This window comes from Agrobacterium sp. 16-172Ci (assembly GCF_053522725.1).
Window position 1 is genome coordinate 61,881 of record NZ_JBNWBW010000020.1, and the last position, 19,374, is coordinate 81,254.

Consider the following 19,374-nt stretch of genomic DNA (forward strand, 5'->3'; position numbering starts at 1 on the left):
AGGGCGCCTTCCCGTGTTTCCGGGTTTTGCAGATGTTGAAGTTGGACGAAAACGCTCCCCGTCTTGAAAGGCGCTCGGTCACGAGCGCCCTGTGGAGTGCGGTCGGCGGTTATGGCAACGTCTTTCTGTCTTTCGTCGTCTTCCTCATTATGGCGCGCCTGCTGACGCCGGACGAGTTTGGGCTTGTCGCCATCGCAACGGTTTTCGTGGATATCATCCTCGTCATCGCCCGCGGTGGATTGCCGGAGGCGGTGCTGCAGCGACCGGAGCTGGACGAAGACTATGCCGACACGGCCTTCTGGTTTTCACTCCTGTGGGGAGCCGTGCTGTGCGCTTTGCTTTCGCTGGCGGCGCCTTTCATCGCGGGCCTGTTTGGAATTGCCGAGCTCAGCCCGGTCTTGATGGCGCTTTCCACCGTTCTTTTCATCATGGGCGCCGGCGCCATCCATGAAGCCCGCCTGCAGCGTGAGTTCGCGTTTCGCAAGCTTGCCATGCGTGCGCTCCTGTCCAATTTTCTTGCCGGGGTGATCGCAATCGCTCTGGCCCTGAATGGGTGGGGCGTATGGGCAATGGTCGTGCAGAGGCTGATTGCCAGTCTTGTGACGACTTGTATGAACTGGATTGCCTGTGGATGGATCCCGCGTCCGCGTTTCATCAGAGCCTATGTAGCGGATCAGTGGAGTTTCGGGTCGCGCATCTTTGCGGCAAACTTCCTGATGGGTCTCAATGTCCGGCTGCAGGAGCTGATTGCCGCGACCTTTCTCTCGACCGCGGCCGTGGGGTACATCCGGTTGTCATGGCGGTGCATCGATCTCGTCAGTCAGCTGGCCGTCATTCCACTGACATCGGTGGCGTTGACGAGCTATGCACGCATCAATGCCGAGAACAAATCCCTCGAACATGCCTATTTCGGCTTGATCCGGCTGTCGGGCATCATTGCTTTCCCATGTTTCCTCGGTCTTGCGGCCACGGCGCCTGTTCTTGTTCCCGTTGCTTTCGGCGAAAACTGGGCGGCCGCCGCACCGGTCACGCAATTATTGTGTCTGACAGCTTTGCCGTTTGTCGCCAATTCATTTGTCTGGCCGCTGCTGACCGCCATCCGGCAGGGCGGAAAAACCCTGTACCTGTCGTTTCTGCAGGTTGTTATCGGCTGTGGGCTTGGTCTTGCCGCTGCGCCTTTCGGCTTGGTGGCGGTTACTCTCGCCCATGTCGTGCGGGCTTATCTGACGTGGCCGGTCGCTTTGGTCAGCGTCCGAAACAGCGCCGGCATTTCGATAGGCGGCACGCTTCGCACCTGCATGCCGCCGCTCATCGCGGCCTTCACCATGGCTGTTCTGGTTAGCGGTCTTTACTGGATGATGGGGGAACGTTTCTCCAAACCCGTAACACTATGCCTGCTGGTCTCGGCAGGGGCGGTGATCTATCCGGCTCTGCTTTTTATCACCATGCCCGGGGACATACGGGGGGTGCTCAAAGAGGCCAGGGCGCTTTTTTCACGAAAATGAAATTGCAGAACGATTTAATTTCAGGACGAGGTTCCAATGAAGACGATTACCATTCTCGATACAACCGTAGCCTCGGACAATCTCGGCGATCAGATCATTCTCGATGCCGTCAAGGAGGTGCTGCTTGAGGTTGTTCCTCAAGCGTATCCCTATCATGTGGCGACCCATGAATATATGACGAACGTCTCGAAATCGCTGCTGCGCAAGAGCGAAGCTGCCTTTGTTGCCGGCACTAATATTCTCGCATCGAACATGGAAGCCCGCGTTTTGTGGAAGTTGCTGCCGTGGGATGCATTCGCCTTCCGGGAGGCTGTTCTGCTCGGCTGTGGTTGGATGAATTACATGAAACAGCCGAACGCTTATTCGCGCTGGATTCTGAAAAAAATTCTGTCGGATGAATTCACACATGCGGTGCGCGACAATTACACCGCCGAAAAACTCAGGTCCCTGGGCAAGAAGGTTCTGAACACCTCTTGCCCGACCATGTGGGGCCTTGATCCGGACCATTGCAGGTCCATCCCTACTTCCAAGGCCTCTTCCGTTGTCACAACGCTGACCTTCTACCTCAACCGCCAGGAGGAGGACAAGAAGATGATTGAAATTCTGAAGGATCGTTACGACAACGTCTATTTCTGGCCGCAGCAGCGCGAAGATGCGGCTTATCTTGCTTCCATGAATATTTCCGGGCTGAAGTTCATCGATCCGACGCTCGCGGCCTATAACCACTTTCTTGATAATGAGGATGTGGATTTCGTGGGAACGCGCCTGCATGGCGGCATTCGTGCGATGCAGAAATTTCGCCGTGCCCTAATCGTCAAAGTCGACAACCGGGCCACGGAAATTTCCAAGGATACTGGTTTGCCGGCCATGGATCGTAAGGATTTCGAGAGAATGTCGAACTGGATTTCCGGGAGCGGGGTGCCGCCGATAAAGTTGCCGGTGGAGGCAATCGAAAGCTGGAAACAGCAGTTCAGGAGAGCGTGAAACTCCGCAATCCGTCGCGCGCATCAGGGTCGTCTTTCTGGAAATGAGCCGATTGTTCATCTCAACCGATCAGGTGCAAGCCCGCATCCGAAAGCCTGAGCACGGTAAGCCTGCCCGTGGTGAATGCACCCGTGTCGATGCCGATCCGTTGCGGGCCGGTTTCCGGCTCGGTTACCGGCGTGTGGCCGTGGATGACGACGAGGTCCAGCCCAGCCCCCTGCGACAGGAACGGTTCCCGGATCCAGAGCATGTCTTCATCCGTCTGCGCCTCCAGCGGCAATCCCGGTCTCAAGCCGGCATGCACGAAAATATAGGGTCCTATCCGGGCGTAGATCGGCAGGCTGGATAAAAGCTGGCGGTGGGTTTGCGGAATCGCGCCGAGCAGGGCGTCCCTGAATGGCTGCAGTCTCAGGCGGCCCTTTTGCAGGAAATAGTCGATATCGACGCCGTAGGATAAAAGCGTCTGGCGGCCACCGAAGTCCAGCCAGTGCATATTCTGCTGCGGATTTTCGAGAAAATCATGGAAGAGCTGCTCATGGTTGCCGCAAAGCGCAATGCGGCGCAGCGGCGCGGGTGGCGGCTGCAGCAAATGTTCGAGAACGCCACGGGAATCGCGTCCGCGATCGACATAGTCACCGAGGAGAACGACCAGCGCGGGAGAAGGGTCGTGCCCCAGATCGGCAAGGATTTTCCGCTCCGCCTGCAACAGCAGGTCGAGGCTGCCATGCACGTCGCCAATGGCATAGATCGGAAAGGAGGCCGGCTTGTCGCCAAGGTCAATTCTGCGCCGCCTCCGGTCGTCGCGGGAGGCTGGTTGTTTACGACCGCGAATCCAGTTGAGCACCTTGGGCATAGCTGCCGATACTGTCTCTCCCGCACAAGGTCAAGAGCGTTGAAGGCGGCTGTCGCATTGCCCGCCAAAGCTGCGTTGACGCGCCGATTCTGTGGGGAAAGAATACCCGTTTTGATGGTCGAAAGATACGGCGCCTTAAACCGTCAACCGAAATGCCTGCCCTCCGAAAGGGCGGCTCAGCCTGAAACCGTGTTCTAGAGTTTCAGCCAGACACGCGGGTCCTCGTGCGACTGGATCTTGATCCATTTCAGATCCACCGCTTTCCATGGCTTGACGACATTGGTGCGGTTATCCAGCACCAGATCGCCCTGGCTGGTGCTGACCACCAGAACGGCATGTCCTATGCCATCCGTTGTGCGGGCTGTTGCGATGCGCAGGGCGCCTGAAGGCCAGCCGGCGCGCAGGAGGCGTTGCCGCTTGGTCACCGCGAAATCTTCGCAGTCGCCGCTTGCCGGGTTCAGTTTCCAGTCGTCTTCGCCGTCCTGTTCGCTGGCATAGATTATCGAGGTGTTGATCTCGGCGTTGATGCGCTGGAGTTCCGTGCGCTTCTGCTTGCTCAGTTCCACTGTATCGCGGTCGCCAATCCGGAGGCACTGGTCGGCGGCGCTTTCACAGAATTTCGCAAAGGCAATGGGTGCGATGGTCGGACGGCTCGTGGTCATGAACTGGCCGGGCCGCGAGGCGCCGGGCTTCTGGGCAAGGCCACCGAGCTGGACGGCGGACGCCGTTGTCGCAACACTTGCCGCCACGCCGGCAGCGACGGCAAAAATCTTTGCCAGACGGATTGTTCTCTTCGCCATGTCCTTGCCCCTGCACAATTGTTTTGTCTTGTCTTGTGCCTGGCACCATAGCGACCCATTCTTGCGGGCCGTTTAAGTCGATAGATTGCATTTTAACGAAATCTAATTTTGTTACAGCGCGCTGAAAACAGCCGGAAAGCCGGGTTCGCGCTCACCTGCAGCGGGTCCTGCCCTCGGTGTCGACAATACAGGTCTGCTGCGGGACAGCCCGCCTGAGTTCACGCCGGGTCTCGGGGGAGGCGCGGCTTGCCGGCGGCCGGTCGTAATTTCGGTAAACTTCGAAATTGCGCCCGCCGATCGTTCCCTGCGCTCCGCCGCGGCCATCCGGCGTCACTTCGAAATTCTGATATTGCTGGGCATGGGCGCCCACGGAGAGGAAGATCATGGCGGTCAGGACGCCGGCCGCCAGACCGCCCCGCAATGCTGCTGCTTGCTGCCTGCCCAACCTCATGACCGTTCCTCCATTGACGGAAATGATGAATGCCGCCGCCGCACATTTGCCATGCCCGGCGCGCATTGATTTTCCAGTCGTCCGTTGGGGGTAATCATATCACCGATAGTGCATCCGGTGTGAGAAGGATTTGTGTCTGGCAAAGGCCCGAATCGCCCTCCTGCCGCATCGGCCAGCGGTGTCACAACGCCAGGAGGTGTCCCGTGCCGTTCGATCGTCAGGAATGCGAAAAAGGCCATTCTGCGGCTCAAAAATTAAGCTCTTCGCCGCTGCATTTATAGGCTTCACAATCCTGTAACAACGGACCTAATATACAAGTGCAGATGCCGAATCGCTCAGGAGAAGCCCTTGACGATTGCAGTTTCACCACAGGCCCTGCCGGCGCTCGTTCTGAACGCAGACTACAGGCCACTGAGTTATTATCCCTTGTCGTTATGGTCCTGGCAGGACGCGATCAAGGCCGTCTTTCTAGACCGTGTGAACATCATTGCAGAATATGATCACGCGGTGTCGTCCCCCAGCTTTTCCATGCGGCTGCCGAGCGTCGTCAGCCTCAAGACCTATGTGCAGCCCACCCGCAACCCCGCCTTCACCCGCTTCAACGTTTTCCTTCGGGACAAGTTCGAATGCCAGTATTGCGGCACGCGGGACGAATTGACCTTCGACCATGTGATTCCCCGCGCGCATGGCGGTGAAACCACCTGGCACAATGTCGTTGCGGCGTGCTCTCCCTGCAACCTTAAAAAAGGCAGCAAGCTTCCCAAGCAGGCGGGCATGTTCCCGGCGCAGAAGCCCTTCCAGCCGACGGTTCAGGATCTGCACAATAACGGGCGGCTGTTCCCGCCCAATTATCTGCATGAAAGCTGGATGGACTATCTTTACTGGGATACCGAATTGCAGCCCTGATCTTTCGAGGACTGCAACGCGGTTTTCCGCTTACCGGCTTTTACGGCTCGCGCCAAAAAAGGCGACTGCCGCAAGTGCAACGCTTGCAATGACATTCCAGCCCGCAAAGGAAAGGCCGAGCACCCGCAAGGCAGCGTCGTTGCAGGAGGGGGCCTTGATGGCGTTCAGATTGCCCAGCAGATCGCCGGCATTGGTGGTGATGGAAGGCGCCCCGGTGGCGCAGGTGATCGGCCCTTCCCAGAACCCCCACTCCACACCGGCGTGATAAACGCCGAGCCCGGCGCCGATCAGCATCGCCACGCCGATAAGGGCAAGCAGCAGCCGGGTGATCTGGACCGGCAATTTGAAGATGCTGGTCGCAATGGCCAATATGCCCAGCGGAATGGCGTAATAATAGGGATCGCGCTGCAGCAGGCACAGCGCGCAGGGCGTATAACCGCCAATATGCTGGAAACCGAGGGCGGAGCCGACGGTGAAGATCATTCCCGCCGTGACGCCGAGAGCGGCGAGCGTGCGGCTATTGTCGGCGGTGGTCGCATTGGCCATGTTGTTTTCCTCAAACTTCGCGAAGAAGCAGATATCCCGGACGGGCTTTCAAAAAGGCGGGCGTGATGGCGAAATTAAGTCGCCGGTCTTCACGGGGTGTAACGGGATTCGTCTAATCGAGTCCGCCGCATCTGGCAAATGAAAGCCCGGTAATACTCGGAGGCGCGGAAGCAAAGTTTCGTGAGCTTTTCGGCGGCGTGAGACCGTCGAAGAGTTCACTGACGCATGCTGGTCAAAGCCTAGAGAAATCAATGCGCTTTTAGGAAATGGTACCCCAAGCCGGGATCGAACCAGCACTCCTTTCGGAACCGCATTTTGAGTGCGGCGCGTCTACCAATTCCGCCATTGGGGCAACGGTGGTAATGCCACGGCGTCTATCATGCTCAAGGCCATGCGTGCAACCCCAAAGCTGACTTATCCTTTTGAATCGCGCGTGTTTGCGCGCACGATTTTCCGCCTTTGCCGGGCGGTCGATCAAACTGGTGCGGCCGGTGGCTGTGCCGGATCGCGACACCTGCAGTTGCGGCATTAAGGTAATATTAGGTACCTCTAATAAATTGGAATATACGCAATTACTAATTGAATTATGATGTCAGTGTGGAGTTTCCACGCGGGGCGGGAATGGCCAAACTCATAGGGAGGAAATTATGAGGGCTTTTTCTCGCAATTTATTACTGTCCGCCTGCCTGATCCTGCCGATCAACGCCCATGCGCTGGATATCGGGATCGGTGGCGAGAATGGGGTTAACGCCAGTGTTGGCGACAATGGCAGTGGCGGGCTCGGGGTCGATGCCTCCGTTGGCGGCAGCAGTGGCGTTAACGCCAGTGCGGATGTCGGCGGCAGGAGCGGCGGCGGGCTGGGTGCGGATGTCAACGCATCGGTCGGCGGCAGCAATGGGGTCAATGCGGATGTCAATGCCTCCGTGGGCGGTTCCAGCGGCGTCAATGCCGGTGTGAACGCTTCCGTTGGCGGCTCGGATGGCATCAATGCCAATGTCGGGGCCAATGTGGGGGGCTCGAGCGGTGTCGGTCTCGGCGTTGGCGTCGGTATCGGCGGCTCCGGTTCGACCGGCACGCCCGGAAATCCCGGCGGCAGCACCACCAGTCCCGGCGGCTCGGGCACGGTGTCTCCGGGCGCGATGCGCAATGCCCTGCAAGCCTATAACGATATGTCGCGGACCGAGCAGATCAAGCTCGCCCGCCGTTGTGTCGATATTCTGGGCGGCGGATACGATGCGGCGCTGACGAAACTGTGCAAGATGATCCGGACGGCCTCGCGCTGAAGCAGGCTTTGCCCGTGTCAGAAAACTTCGAAGGGCGCCACTGGCGCCCTTCGGATCAATTGCCCTTGCGTCCAAAGGACAGGATTTTCTGCCGCAGGCTGCGGGCGAGATTGCGGGTGTTGCGGTACATGTCCACCTGCGTGGAAACCTGCCGCACGTCCCGGTCGCTGTTCTGGGCAAGCCCGACGACCAGCGTACCCATTTCCTGACGTTCCTGCCAGAAGCGGCTCATGATCGGATGATCGGGCACGGCGCAGCTGTCGCTGCGCAGAATATTGGCATCGTCCAGATGCCAGTCTGTCAGTTTCTGCACGAGCAGCTTGCCGGGAGAAAATTGCGCATAGCTCTCGTCGAAAGCGGTCTTCCACGTATAGGCCTCGCCCGCCGTGATGAACACCACCATGGAGGCGATGGCGCTGCCATTGAGATCGATGGTGTGGATACGCACCGCATCCGCTTCGGCCAGATTGGTGATCGCCTCGCGGGCGAAGGCGGCGCGATAACGGTCGTTGACCAGCGCGGTGCGTTTGCGGCCTTTCCAGCCGCTCGCCTCCAGCGCCAGAAACTCCTCCATGCGGTAACGCACGTCCGCTGGCTGCCGGGTAACGGTATAGGAGAGGGCCCCAAGTTTTTCGAGCTGCCGCCACTGCCTGTTCATTTCGCGCAAATGGTGCGGCGCAAGGGCGTTTCGCAGATAGGCCCTGCCATCGAGAAGGCTCTCCAGCATCGGCCGGTAATAATTGCCCGTCGTCGTCACCGGCAGGTTGCGGCTGAGCGCGATGGCTTTGAACATTCGGGCAAACGGCCCTTCCAGCCGAATGTCCGGCAGAACCAGAACATTCGGCAGACGCATGTTGCTGTCGGAAAGCGCATCGAAAAGATTGTCGAGGGTTTCGGCAGCGCCCTCGGTGTCGACCAGCGGCGTGCCGAGCGGCCCGAATGGATTGGCCCAGACGCGAATGATGGAGGGACCGATGGAAAAGCCCGGCTTTTCCACGGTAAAGGGCATCAGGAAGCGCATGCGGCTTCTGGCGCCATTCTCATCGCGAATGAGGGCGAAGCGCACGGACTTGTCCTCGATGCGCGGCATGGCGGGCGCGAGAAGCCTTCCGGTGAAGAAGACATTCGCCTCCATGACGCGGTTGGACAGAAAGTCGAGTTCTTCCTGCATGTCATAACCGAGCTGACCCGGATAGATGCAGAATTCCCGGCCATCGCGGCCCACGCGTCGGCTGCTGTCGGCCACGGGGCGGTCACGCTCCGCAGACGCCATCAGTGCCGCGATGCGCGGGTCCTGAAAATCCGGATTCTTTGGATCGCTGGACATGCTTATCGTTACACCGCCTTCCCAGTGTTTTGACCCGCCCGGGGATCGTTGAAGGCAAAAAGGACGATCCCGAGTGTGCGGCGAATGGCAATATGCAATAGCACAGCTTCTATGCACATGGCTATCGCCACCGCTGCTGCTGCCCCTGCCAGACCATAGACCGGAATGAGCGCCATGTTGAGTGCAATGTTGCAACCGAAGATAATAATATAAAGCACGACGCACAATTTTTGTTTGCCGGCCATGTTCAGCAATGTTTCCCCCGGGCCGATCAGCGCCTTGGCGAGGAAACCGGCGAAAAGGAAGAACATCAGCTCATAACCCTCAACGAAGCCGGGACCGAACAGCGACAGCAGGAACGGGCCGGCCAGAAGCACCACGCTGCCGACGCCGAGCGATGGCCAGAAGGCCCAGCGCGCTGCCTGGCTGGCGAAACCGGCGAGCCCCTGCCGGTCATTGGCCGACATGAGGGCGGCCAGGCGCGGGGCGGCGGCCGCCTGCACCGAGAAAAACACGAATTGCATCAGCACGATGGTCTTTGCCGCGGCAAAATAGATGCCCACCTGATCCGGCGGCAGATAAAGCCCGACGATCACCACATCGGAATTGGTCATCAGAAAACCGATGCCGTCGATCAGGAACATCGGGAAGGCAAACCTTATCCAGTGGCGGAAATGCACCCTGCGGACCGTGCTGCGGAAATGCCGGTTAAGCCTGCGGTTCATGAAGGCGAAATGGAAAAGCGTGGTGACATAGGTGGCAAGAAGGGCCGTCAGCATGGCCGTCGTTGCGGTCTTTTCCGCGCCGAGACCGATTGCCACCAGCATGAACAGCAGGATCAGCACCGGGCGAACGATATAGGTGGGGCTGAGTGCGGAGACCGCCCAGCCATTGGCGCGCGCGGTGCCGTTCAGCACATCGCCCAGCGCCACCATCGGCAGGGTGAAAAGCGCGAGCGACACGGGAATGAGATAATAGGAGGCGATGCGCTCGCCGAAGAAATACAGGAAAACGAAACCGAAAATCGCAAGCGCGCTGGCCGAAAGCATGGCGAAGACCCGCGCCGTCGAGGTCAGCCCCATGATCTTGTCATGGGCATCCTCCAGACGATAGCCGGGTAAAAAGCGGATGACGGTGGTGTGAAAACCGAGACAGGAAAGATTGCCGAACAGGATCACCAGAACCCAGACGAAGGCGAACAGGCCATATTCGAATTCGCCCATCAGGCGGGCAAGAATGATCTGGGAAATGAAGGCTATACCGGCGCTGACGATACGCACCGCAAACGCAACCAGCGCCATGCGCTGCGCGCGGGAGACCTCATCCCCGCCGGAAAGAACAACGGCGACTTTCGCTACCAGCGGCGAAAGCTTCGCGCGCAGGCCTGCGGGTAAGGCTTTTTCCGCCGTGTTGAGGATAGCCATGATCCACACGCCATCATTTCCAGTTGAATAGGCAGGCCGATCATACGCGCTTCATCCTTAACGAAGGGTTTGGGACGCGCCGGCTTGTGTGCCAATATCGTCCGCCACGCGTGGCTTGCGAATGCCGTTGAACAGGAAAAGGGCGAGCGGGCTGAGGCGTATCGCCTGATGCAGCATATAGGCCGCCGTCGTGGTGGCCGCGACGATGATGGTGAATTCCAGGATGGGCGGCAGCGCAATGAGGATGAAGAGCGTCCCGAACGCGTAGATCAGCGGATGGTGGAACAGGTAGATGGTGAAGGACGCATCCGTCATGCGTCTGGCAAGCCGGCTCGGCCTGTCGAAATAGCGGCAGGCGAGGTCTATCAACAGACGGCTTGCCGTCACCGCCGCAATTGTCGACACCAGCACCAGCAGGGCCGAATTCGAAAAGGGATGTTGCAGGCGCAGGGTCACCGCCGTCGCGATGGCGCCCACCGCGATGACGCCGGTGAGAAGGCCGGTCTGGCGAAAGCGGTGAAAGAGGGCGCGGTCACGGTGCAGCAGCGCGCCAATGAGGAAGAATGGCAGGTAACGCGCATAGGGATCGGAAGCGCGTTCATAGAGAAAAAAGAGGCCGCTTCCGCTCTTTGCTGCAAGCTGGCCGGATCCGTAGATCATCAATTCCCACACAACAGGTACGAGGCAGAGCATTGCGAAAAACAGGGAGGTATGCCCCTGCCGCAGGCTGCCGAACCAATCTCTCACATAGGCTACTGGCGGACGTTCCAAGAGAAACAGCAGGCCGGCAAGCAGGATAGAATAGAAGATAAGGGCCGGCAGGAACCATAGATGCATGATCCACTGTTCGCTCGGGCGCTGCAGGCCGGGCAGGCTCTCAAGCAGCCGGTCGGCCGGAATATCGCCTTTGGCGACGCCGGCCAGTTGCAGCAGGAAAAGCTGTGATGGCCCGAGCAGAAGGACCGCGACGATAAAGGGCACGCCAAGGCGCAGGAAGCGCTGTCTCAGCCAGCGCATCTTGCCCTTCTTGCCGATGACCATGGTGGAAAAATAGCCGGCAACCAGAAAGAATGCCGGCATGCGGACGGTGACGAGTGCGGCACCCAGCGCGCTCAGAAGCGGGCTGGTGTCGAAATCCTTGATGTCCCATGGCAGGGCATAGCTGTAGAGGAGGGAGGCGTGATAGGGAATGCCAAGCAGCATGAGGAGCGCCCTTAGCGGGTCCCAGTAGTGCTCGTAGTCTGATTTGCCCGGTTGCATTTTTCCCTCGCGCCGCAGGCGCGATCCCGTGTGATCAGCAATGACCAGCACGACTATTGGTGGAAAACGCTAATAAACCCTTCACGCCCCGGAGGGTGTGGGCGGAGCCTTTTTCCTTGGCATGAGATCGAGGACCAGCGCACAGCCCAGAATGATGATGCCGGCGCCGAAAAGCTGGGGAAGCGAAAGCGGCTCATCCAGCACCAGCGCGCCGACGAGGACCGCAACGACGGTCACGGCGAATTCCACGCTGATCGCCCTGGTTGCGCCGATTGAGGAGACAAGCTTGAAATAGGTGATGTAGGTGAGGCCGCTCATGACCACCGCCTGTACGAGAAGATAACCGTAATCGATGAGGCGCGGTGCTCCGGGCAGGGGCACGGCCAGAAGAAGCGGCAATGTCATCAGCCCGCCCGTGAGAAAGGAGCCGATAGTGATTTCCCACGAACCCACGCCCTTGAGATAGCGGCTGGCATAGTTGCTGCCATAGGCGGCGCAGATGCAGGCGGCGAGGGCGGCGGCACAGCCGATGATGAAGCCGGTCGTGACGGGCACGGCGGGGAAGCCGACAAGCAGCAAGATGCCGCTAAAGCCGATGATGAGTCCGGCAAAGCCCTGTTTCGTGAGGCGTTCAAGTCCCCAGACCTGTGAAATGAGCATGGAAAAAAGCGGGATGGTGGCCACCAGAATGGCCGCCATGGCGGTGCCGACCAGCGGCGTCGCATAGGAGAGGCCGATCAACTGTCCCGCGACCGTTGTTGCGCCGACGACGGCGAAGGCGCGCCAGCTCGCGGAAAATGCAAGCTTTCGGCGCGCCGCAATCGCGATCAGAAACAGGGTGACGGCGGTGACCAGCGAACGGAGCGTGACCGCGCCGATCCAGCCGAAGGCCTCGACGACATGCAAAAGCAGCAGGAAGGACATTCCCCACGCGAGTGCGAGAAAAACATAGGCGGCGAAGTCGCGAGGGGCCATGAAAGCTTTTTCCGGAAGACGATCCGGCTCCCATATTGGAAATTGCCGATATCCGTCAACAGCGATCGAGGGGTGCAACGAAAATCGCCCGCAACCGAGGGTGCGGGCGATTTCGTTTGTCTGTCAGCAACTGCCTCAGGCCTGTTCGTAAACGCCGTGGCAGTGCTTGTATTTCTTGCCGGAGCCGCAGGGGCACATTTCGTTGCGGCCGATGCGACCCCAGGTGGCGGGGTTTTCCGGATCGCGATCCTCGGCCGGCACGAAGGCGGCGGGCGCGGCCTGTTGGCCCAGCGCCATTTCGTCTTCGCCCGTATTGGGGTCGAGATGATGCGCCGTCATTTCCGGCAGTTCCGGCTGCTGCGGTTCCTGCTGCACCAGTTCCACGCGCATCAGCTGGGCGGTCACGGCCTCGCGCAGATTGGCGAGCAGCGCCTGGAACAGTTCGAAGGCTTCCGCCTTGTATTCCTGCAGCGGGTCGCGCTGGGCATAACCGCGGAAACCGACGACGGAACGGAGATGGTCGAGGTTGACGATATGTTCGCGCCACAGATGGTCGATCGTCTGGAGAATGACCGAGCGTTCCACATAGGTCATGATCTCGGGGCCGAAACGTTCCGCGCGCTCGGCGGCGTATTTGTCGGCGGCCTCGGTAACACGCTCAAGAATATCGTCCTCGGCGATGCCTTCTTCCTTGGCCCATTCCTCCACCGGCAGGTCGAGGTTGAGGAACTGGGCGATGCCGGCCTTCAGGCCTGCAATATCCCACTGTTCCGCATAGGCATTTTCCGGAATATGCTTGGTGACGAGCGTTTCGATCACTTCATGGCGCATATCGGCTGCGGTTTCGCCGATATTGTCGGCTTCCATCAGCTCGAGGCGCTGTTCGAAGATCACCTTGCGCTGGTCGTTCAGCACGTCGTCATATTTCAGAAGGTTCTTGCGGGTCTCGAAGTTGCGGGCTTCGACCTTCTTCTGGGCGCGTTCCAGCGCCTTGTTGATCCACGGGTGGACGATTGCCTCGCCTTCCTTCAGGCCGAGCTTCTGAAGCATGCTGTCCATGCGCTCGGAACCGAAGATGCGCATCAGGTCATCCTGAAGCGACAGGTAGAATTTTGAACGGCCCGGGTCGCCCTGACGGCCGGAACGGCCGCGCAGCTGGTTGTCGATGCGTCGGCTTTCGTGGCGTTCGGTGGCGATGACGTAAAGACCGCCGGCGGCGAGCGCCTTTTCCTTCAGAACTTTGATCTCGGCGCGGATCGCCTGTTCCTTGGCGTCGTGTTCCGGACCGGGTTCGATGCCTTCGAGCTCGCGCTCAAGCCGCATGTCGACGTTACCGCCGAGCTGGATGTCGGTGCCGCGGCCGGCCATATTGGTGGCGATGGTGACCGCACCCGGAACGCCGGCCTGCGAAACGATATAGGCTTCCTGCTCGTGGTAACGGGCGTTCAGGACCTGGAAATCGGAGAAGCCGGACTGACGCAGGAGATGGGCCAGAAGCTCGGATTTTTCGATGGAGGTCGTGCCCACCAGAACCGGCTGGCCGCGTTCATGCGCCGCCTTGATCTCGGTGATGATCGCCTGGAACTTCTCCTCGCCGGTGCGGTAAACCTCGTCGTCCTCGTCGATACGCTGGATCGGCAGGTTGGTCGGCACTTCGATGACGTCGAGGCCGTAGATGTTGCCGAATTCTTCCGCTTCCGTTGCCGCCGTACCGGTCATGCCGGCCAGCTTTTCGTACATGCGGAAATAATTCTGGAAGGTGACGGAGGAAAGCGTCTGGTTTTCCGGCTGGATCTGCACCTTTTCCTTGGCTTCGAGAGCCTGATGCTGACCTTCGGAATAACGGCGGCCCGGCATCATGCGGCCGGTGAACTCGTCGATGATGACGATTTCGTCGTTGCGGACGATATAGTCCTTGTCGCGGGTGAAGAGCTTGTGGGCCTTCAGCGCATTGTTGATGTGGTGAACGATGGCGACGTTTTCGACGTCGTAAAGCGATTCGCCCTTCAGGAGGCCCGCCTGCCGCAGCAGGTTCTCGAGCTTCTCGGTGCCGTCTTCGGAGAAGTTGGCCGAGCGCTGCTTTTCATCGATTTCGTAATCTTCCGGCGTCAGCAGCGGAATGAAGGCGTCGATGGTGTTGTAAAGGTCGGAACGGTCGTCCAGCGGGCCGGAAATGATGAGCGGCGTGCGCGCCTCGTCGACCAGGATCGAGTCGACTTCGTCGACGATCGCGTAGTTGTGGCCGCGCTGAACCATCTGGGCGCGGTCATATTTCATGTTGTCGCGCAGATAATCGAAGCCGAGTTCGTTGTTCGTGGCGTAGGTGATGTCGCAGGCATAGGCCTCGCGGCGCTGGTCGTCGTCCAGCCCGTGGACGATCACGCCGGTCGTCAGGCCGAGGAAGCTGTAGAGCCTGCTCATCGTGGCCGCGTCGCGCTTGGCGAGATAGTCGTTGACGGTGACGACATGCACGCCCTTGCCGGCAAGAGCGTTGAGGTAGACCGCAAGGGTCGCTACCAGCGTCTTGCCTTCACCGGTCTTCATTTCGGCGATGGCGCCGCCATGCAGAATCATGCCGCCGGTCAGCTGCACGTCGAAGGGGCGCATATGCAGAACGCGGCGCGACGCTTCACGGGCGACGGCGAAAGCCGGGATCAGCAGGTCGTCCAGCGTCTTGCCGTCGGCAAGCTGCTGGCGGAACTCAGCGGTCTTGGCCGCCAGCGCTTCGTCGGAGAGCGCCTTGGTGGCTTCTTCCAGCGCATTGATGGCTGTGATCTTGCTTTTATAGGAGCGGACGCGGCGGTCATTTGCCGAACCGAACAACTTGCGGGCTATTCCGCCGAGACTGACCATCTTACTGGCCCTTTCTGAAATTCCGTTTTGCCGGGCGCTTTTCTCCGTCACGCCGATTTCAGCATAAATGACGGACTTCGCCCTTCAACGTATCTGGACGCGAGGTTGCGTGACAGATAAGAGGGGGGGCAAATGATGTCAACGGTTCTGCCCGTTACAGAATGGCCACAATCCGGTGTTTGGAAGTTTTTTCAGAGCCGGAAACCATGTCTGGAGCCGGCATTGTCCCCGAAAGGTTCAAAATGTTGCGCTATAATAAAATTGCGGCTGCGGTGATTGTGGCCACGCTCGGCCTCCAGCTTCCGGCTTTCGCACAGGAAGACAAGGTTGTCGCCAAGGTCGGCGATCTGGAAATCCACCAGTCCGAACTCGACCTCGCCATGAGCAACCTCGACCCGCAGCTCGCGCAGCTTCCCGATGAGCAGAAGAAGGTTGCAGCCCTTTCCGGCGCGATCGACGTCAAGCTTCTGGTGAAGAACGCCAGCGCCGAAGGTCTGGAAAAGACTGAAGATTTCAAGAAGCGCATGGAATTTATCCAGGACCGTGAGCTGCACAACGCCTATTTCCGCAAGCATGTCGTCGATGCCGTTACCGCTGACGAAGTAAAGGCTCGCTACGACAAGGAAGTCGCAGCCCTGCCGCAGGAAGAGGAAATCAAGGCCGCGCACATTCTCGTCGCCAGCGAGGACGAAGCCAAGGACATCATCAAGCAGCTTGATTCGGGCAAGGATTTCGCCGCGCTCGCCAAGGAAAAGTCGACCGATTCCAACAAGGATGACGGCGGCGATCTCGGCTGGTTCGGCAAGGGCCGCATGGTGCCGGAATTTGAAGAAGCCGCTTTCGGTCTCGAAAAGGGCGCCTACACCAAGGCTCCGGTGAAGACCCAGTTCGGCTTCCACGTCATCAAGCTGGAAGACAAGCGCATCGCACCGCCGCCGGCTTTCGAGCAGGTCGAGCCGCAGGTTCGTCAGCTTGTCATGCGCGACAAGTACGTTGCCCTCATCGAGAAGGCAAAGGCCGACCAGAAGATTGAAATCATGGATGAGACGCTGAAGAAGGGCTACGACGAAGCCACGAAGGAACAGCAGGCTCAGCCGCAGCCGCAGCAGTAAGAATTACCCTTGTTATGGGGCGGCTTTAAAGGCCGCCCCGTTTCATCTCTGGCATTTCCATACTTCCCATTTCCAGAATTTCAGGCGCTTCCAATGTCCGTTGCCGTTTCCCCGCTCGCTCCGAAATCCTATCCTGACATGCCTGCGCTGCGCGGCGTTCGCATGGCGACGGCCGCCGCCGGCATCAAGTACAAGAACCGCACCGACGTTCTGCTGATGGTGTTCGACAAGCCGGCAAGCGTCGCCGGCGTCTTCACCAAATCAAAATGCCCTTCCGCCCCGGTCGATTTCTGCCGCGCCAATCTCGGCGGCGGCGTGGCGCGCGCCGTGGTGGTCAATTCCGGCAATGCCAATGCCTTTACCGGCGTCAAGGGCAAGGCCGCGACCGAATTGACGGCGAAATCCGCCGCCGCTGCCGTTGGCTGCTCCGAGGGCGAGGTCTTCCTGGCATCGACGGGCGTGATCGGTGAGCCGCTGGATGCTTCGAAATTTGCCGGCGTTCTCGGCGACATGAATGTCCGGGCGGAAGCCGATTTCTGGCAGGAAGCCGCCAAGGCGATCATGACGACCGACACCTATCCCAAGGTTTCGACCCGCACCGCCGAGATCGGCGGCGTGATCGTGACGATCAACGGCATTTCCAAGGGTGCTGGCATGATTGCGCCGGATATGGCGACGATGCTCTCTTTCGTGGTGACGGATGCGGATATCGAGCCCGCCGCCCTGCAGTCGCTGCTGTCTGCCGGTGTTGGCCCGACATTCAATTCCGTGACGGTCGATAGCGACACTTCCACCTCCGATACGTTGATGCTGTTTGCGACAGGTGCTGCCGCTGAAGACGGCCAGGTAAAGGTAACGAGCGCCGATGACGAGCGCCTGTCCTCCTTCCGCGCCGCGCTGAACGATCTTCTGAAGGACCTTGCCTTGCAGGTGGTTCGCGATGGTGAAGGCGCGCGCAAGATGGTGGAAGTCACCGTAACGGGCGCGGAAAACGATGCCGCCGCCAAGAAGATTGCCCTTTCCATCGCCAATTCGCCACTGGTGAAGACCGCGGTTGCCGGCGAAGACGCCAATTGGGGCCGCGTCGTCATGGCCGTCGGCAAGTCCGGCGAAATGGCCGACCGTGACCGCCTCGCCATCTGGTTCGGCGGCGTGCGCGTGGCCGTCAACGGCGAGCGCGACCCGGATTATTCGGAAGCGGAAACCAGCGCGGTGATGCGTCTCGAAGACATTCCGGTAAAGGTGGATATCGGCCTCGGTCAGGGCACTGCCACCGTCTGGACCTGTGACCTGACGAAAGAATATGTTGCGATCAACGGCGACTATCGGAGCTGACCGTTGGAGCCGAAGAGAATGCAGGACAATAAGGCCGTCAATCTGCCGCTGGTTCGCCGTCTGGAAGCCGTCAGCTTCCGGGCATGGCCTGCCTCGTCGGTGATTTATGACGGTAGCTGGCAAATCCGCCTGACGGGCTCGCACCCCTCCAAGCGCATCAACTGCGTGGTGCCGCTCGACCCGTCCGATTACGGAAACAGCGCGGTGCGGCTGGAAAAGGCGCGCAAGCGTTTTGAAGATTTCGGCCGACCGCTGGTGGTGCGCGAAACGACGCTGATGCCGCCGCAGCTGAGAGAATTTCTCTCGAATGACGGCTGGTCCGTGTTCGAAGAGGTCACGGTCATGACGGCCGATCTCTCCGGCATGGAGCTGCCCGAAACGCTGGTCAGCCTGCCGAGCCACGATATCGGCCGTTTTGTCGAGGCGAGCATCAAGGTCAGCGATAGCGACCCGGCGCTCCGTCCGGCGATTGCGGAAATCGTCAGCTCCATCAAGCCGGCGCTCGGCCTCTTCATCAATGAGGAAGTGGAAGGCAATCCGCTCGCGACCGTGATCTGCGTGCAGGACAATGATCTTGCCGGCATCATCTCCCTCGATGTCGAAAAGTCGCAGCGCAAAAAGGGCCTCGGCACGCAGGTTTTGTCGTCGGCACTGCGCTGGGCAAGAATCAGCGGCGCAAAAACCGCCTGGCTGCAGGTGGTTTCCACCAATGCGCCGGCGATCGCCCTTTATCAAAAATTCGGCTTCTCCGAGGCCTATCGTTATCGTTACTGGCGCAAGGGAGCCGGCGAATGAGCGAGGCAGGCAAAAAAATCCAGCTGGTCGCGGCCTGCGCCCTTCTCGATCAGGATGGCCGCATTCTTCTGGCGCAGCGTCCGGAAGGCAAGTCGCTTGCAGGCCTGTGGGAATTTCCCGGCGGCAAGGTGGAGCATGGCGAGACGCCCGAGGAAACCCTTGTTCGTGAACTGGACGAGGAGCTGGGCATCAAAACCAAAGTCGCTTGCCTCGCACCGCTGACATTTGCCAGCCACACCTATGAGACCTTCCACCTCCTGATGCCGCTTTATGTGTGCCGCCGTTATGAGGGCATTGCACACGGCCGGGAAGGGCAGGCGATTAAATGGGTGAAGCCGCAGGCACTGCGCGATTACCCCATGCCGCCGGCCGATGAGCCGCTCATCCCCTTCCTGCAGGATTTGCTATAAAATCGGGAAGCCCCCGAGGTCCTCGCGTATTATCCCGTCACAGCTTCGTGAAAATGCCCCGTTTGCAGCGCTTTGCCGTGCCAAAACGGGGCTGTGTTAAGAGATCGTTCAGCACCCTCTGGCAGATTGTTAAGCTAAAGAAGCGGTAAACTGCGCGAGACGAGGTTGCTCATGAACGAGGATTTCTGGAAGACGGTGGAAGGTCGTCATTTGTATTCCGACAAATCCCGTCGCACCGGCGTACTCAATGTGGCGCTGCTTTTCGGCACGGCGGTTATCGCGCTCTCACTCATCGTCACTCCCATGCTTGCCGGAAAATCCTCCACGCGGGTGGCGCAGTTTCCCGATAATTACGACATGATCAGCACGGGCTCCATCAAGAAGACCGATGTGGGCAAGACCTATTCCATCCGTCGCAGCATCACCCAGCCAATGCCGGAAATGCCCTGCGTGGTCACGGGTTATAGCAACGAGAGCGGTTGCTGATCGTTTACCATCAAAGGTAACGGATTCCTCACATCGCCGACCTAGGATAGAGTTGATTTCAACAGGGCA

Annotated in this window: 18 protein-coding genes and 1 tRNA gene; 9 read left to right on the plus strand and 10 right to left on the minus strand. The window is 59.4% G+C overall.

Annotated elements, in window-relative coordinates; translation table 11 throughout:
• Nucleotides 1–32 precede the first annotated feature (32 nt).
• Nucleotides 33–1,505, plus strand: a complete 1,473-nt coding sequence (locus ACQZ40_RS17675) for a lipopolysaccharide biosynthesis protein (protein WP_433822160.1) — start codon at nucleotides 33–35, stop codon at nucleotides 1,503–1,505.
• 36 nt (nucleotides 1,506–1,541) lie between these two features.
• Nucleotides 1,542–2,489 carry a polysaccharide pyruvyl transferase family protein gene (locus ACQZ40_RS17680; protein ID WP_448748368.1) on the plus strand — a complete coding sequence of 316 codons (948 nt, stop codon included), beginning with the start codon at nucleotides 1,542–1,544 and terminating at the stop codon, nucleotides 2,487–2,489.
• A 61-nt stretch (nucleotides 2,490–2,550) separates the two neighbouring features.
• Here ACQZ40_RS17680 and ACQZ40_RS17685 read toward each other — a convergent pair whose 3' ends face one another.
• The 3 genes from ACQZ40_RS17685 to ACQZ40_RS17695 form a co-directional block, all read right to left on the minus strand.
• Nucleotides 2,551–3,342: a metallophosphoesterase family protein gene (locus ACQZ40_RS17685; protein ID WP_078053372.1), complete on the minus strand. Its 792-nt coding sequence runs from the start codon at nucleotides 3,340–3,342 to the stop codon at nucleotides 2,551–2,553.
• 194 nt (nucleotides 3,343–3,536) lie between these two features.
• Nucleotides 3,537–4,142, minus strand: a complete 606-nt coding sequence (locus ACQZ40_RS17690) for a transglutaminase-like cysteine peptidase (RefSeq protein ID WP_003520892.1) — start codon at nucleotides 4,140–4,142, stop codon at nucleotides 3,537–3,539.
• Nucleotides 4,143–4,293: 151 nt separating this feature from the next.
• Nucleotides 4,294–4,593, minus strand: coding sequence for a hypothetical protein (locus ACQZ40_RS17695; RefSeq protein ID WP_162856828.1), 300 nt, complete (start codon nucleotides 4,591–4,593; stop codon nucleotides 4,294–4,296).
• 348 nt (nucleotides 4,594–4,941) lie between these two features.
• On the opposite strand from ACQZ40_RS17695, the gene ACQZ40_RS17700 reads away from it, so the two are divergent.
• On the plus strand, nucleotides 4,942–5,499 hold the full coding sequence (locus ACQZ40_RS17700; RefSeq protein WP_003585610.1) for an HNH endonuclease: 558 nt from the start codon (nucleotides 4,942–4,944) through the stop codon (nucleotides 5,497–5,499).
• Nucleotides 5,500–5,529: 30 nt separating this feature from the next.
• Here the strand turns inward: ACQZ40_RS17700 and ACQZ40_RS17705 are convergent, their stop codons facing one another.
• Nucleotides 5,530–6,045, minus strand: a complete 516-nt coding sequence (locus ACQZ40_RS17705) for a disulfide bond formation protein B (RefSeq protein ID WP_035264342.1) — start codon at nucleotides 6,043–6,045, stop codon at nucleotides 5,530–5,532.
• A gap of 267 nt (nucleotides 6,046–6,312) precedes the next feature.
• Nucleotides 6,313–6,397, minus strand: a tRNA-Leu gene (locus ACQZ40_RS17710).
• Between the two features lie 295 nt (nucleotides 6,398–6,692).
• On the opposite strand from ACQZ40_RS17710, the gene uppQ reads away from it, so the two are divergent.
• Nucleotides 6,693–7,328, plus strand: coding sequence for a polysaccharide biosynthesis GNAT family N-acetyltransferase UppQ (gene uppQ / locus ACQZ40_RS17715; protein ID WP_448748369.1), 636 nt, complete (start codon nucleotides 6,693–6,695; stop codon nucleotides 7,326–7,328).
• Between the two features lie 55 nt (nucleotides 7,329–7,383).
• On the opposite strand, the gene ACQZ40_RS17720 is transcribed toward uppQ, so the two are convergent.
• The 5 genes from ACQZ40_RS17720 to secA all read right to left on the minus strand — a co-directional run bounded on the left by ACQZ40_RS17720 (nucleotide 7,384) and on the right by secA (nucleotide 15,167).
• The gene (locus ACQZ40_RS17720; RefSeq protein WP_065657099.1) at nucleotides 7,384–8,655 is read right to left on the minus strand and encodes a GNAT family N-acetyltransferase; all 1,272 of its coding nucleotides are present in this window, start codon (nucleotides 8,653–8,655) and stop codon (nucleotides 7,384–7,386) included.
• Between the two features lie 8 nt (nucleotides 8,656–8,663).
• Nucleotides 8,664–10,079 carry a Wzx-type polysaccharide biosynthesis protein UppV gene (gene uppV / locus ACQZ40_RS17725; RefSeq protein WP_174039977.1) on the minus strand — a complete coding sequence of 472 codons (1,416 nt, stop codon included), beginning with the start codon at nucleotides 10,077–10,079 and terminating at the stop codon, nucleotides 8,664–8,666.
• A gap of 57 nt (nucleotides 10,080–10,136) precedes the next feature.
• Entirely contained in the window at nucleotides 10,137–11,339 is a 1,203-nt protein-coding gene (gene mdoC, locus ACQZ40_RS17730) for a glucans biosynthesis protein MdoC (protein WP_448748370.1), read from the minus strand.
• Nucleotides 11,340–11,420: 81 nt separating this feature from the next.
• Nucleotides 11,421–12,314: a DMT family transporter gene (locus ACQZ40_RS17735; RefSeq protein ID WP_078053421.1), complete on the minus strand. Its 894-nt coding sequence runs from the start codon at nucleotides 12,312–12,314 to the stop codon at nucleotides 11,421–11,423.
• Nucleotides 12,315–12,449: 135 nt separating this feature from the next.
• On the minus strand, nucleotides 12,450–15,167 hold the full coding sequence (secA, locus tag ACQZ40_RS17740; RefSeq protein WP_448748371.1) for a preprotein translocase subunit SecA: 2,718 nt from the start codon (nucleotides 15,165–15,167) through the stop codon (nucleotides 12,450–12,452).
• A gap of 242 nt (nucleotides 15,168–15,409) precedes the next feature.
• Here secA and ACQZ40_RS17745 point away from each other — a divergent pair, with 242 nt between their 5' ends.
• The 5 genes from ACQZ40_RS17745 to ACQZ40_RS17765 all read left to right on the plus strand — a co-directional run bounded on the left by ACQZ40_RS17745 (nucleotide 15,410) and on the right by ACQZ40_RS17765 (nucleotide 19,305).
• Entirely contained in the window at nucleotides 15,410–16,279 is an 870-nt protein-coding gene (locus tag ACQZ40_RS17745) for a peptidylprolyl isomerase (RefSeq protein WP_080858141.1), read from the plus strand.
• 93 nt (nucleotides 16,280–16,372) lie between these two features.
• Complete coding sequence (gene argJ / locus ACQZ40_RS17750; RefSeq protein ID WP_448748372.1) at nucleotides 16,373–17,614, plus strand: bifunctional glutamate N-acetyltransferase/amino-acid acetyltransferase ArgJ; 1,242 nt, start codon at nucleotides 16,373–16,375, stop codon at nucleotides 17,612–17,614.
• An 18-nt stretch (nucleotides 17,615–17,632) separates the two neighbouring features.
• Nucleotides 17,633–18,409 (plus strand): GNAT family N-acetyltransferase, encoded by a 777-nt coding sequence (locus ACQZ40_RS17755; protein WP_065657103.1) that lies wholly within the window; start codon nucleotides 17,633–17,635, stop codon nucleotides 18,407–18,409.
• Nucleotides 18,406–18,819, plus strand: a complete 414-nt coding sequence (gene mutT, locus ACQZ40_RS17760) for an 8-oxo-dGTP diphosphatase MutT (protein ID WP_448748373.1) — start codon at nucleotides 18,406–18,408, stop codon at nucleotides 18,817–18,819. The genes ACQZ40_RS17755 and mutT overlap by 4 nt, the downstream gene beginning before the upstream one ends.
• Nucleotides 18,820–18,990: 171 nt before the next feature.
• Nucleotides 18,991–19,305 (plus strand): hypothetical protein, encoded by a 315-nt coding sequence (locus tag ACQZ40_RS17765; RefSeq protein WP_003522548.1) that lies wholly within the window; start codon nucleotides 18,991–18,993, stop codon nucleotides 19,303–19,305.
• Nucleotides 19,306–19,374: the final 69 nt, after the last annotated feature.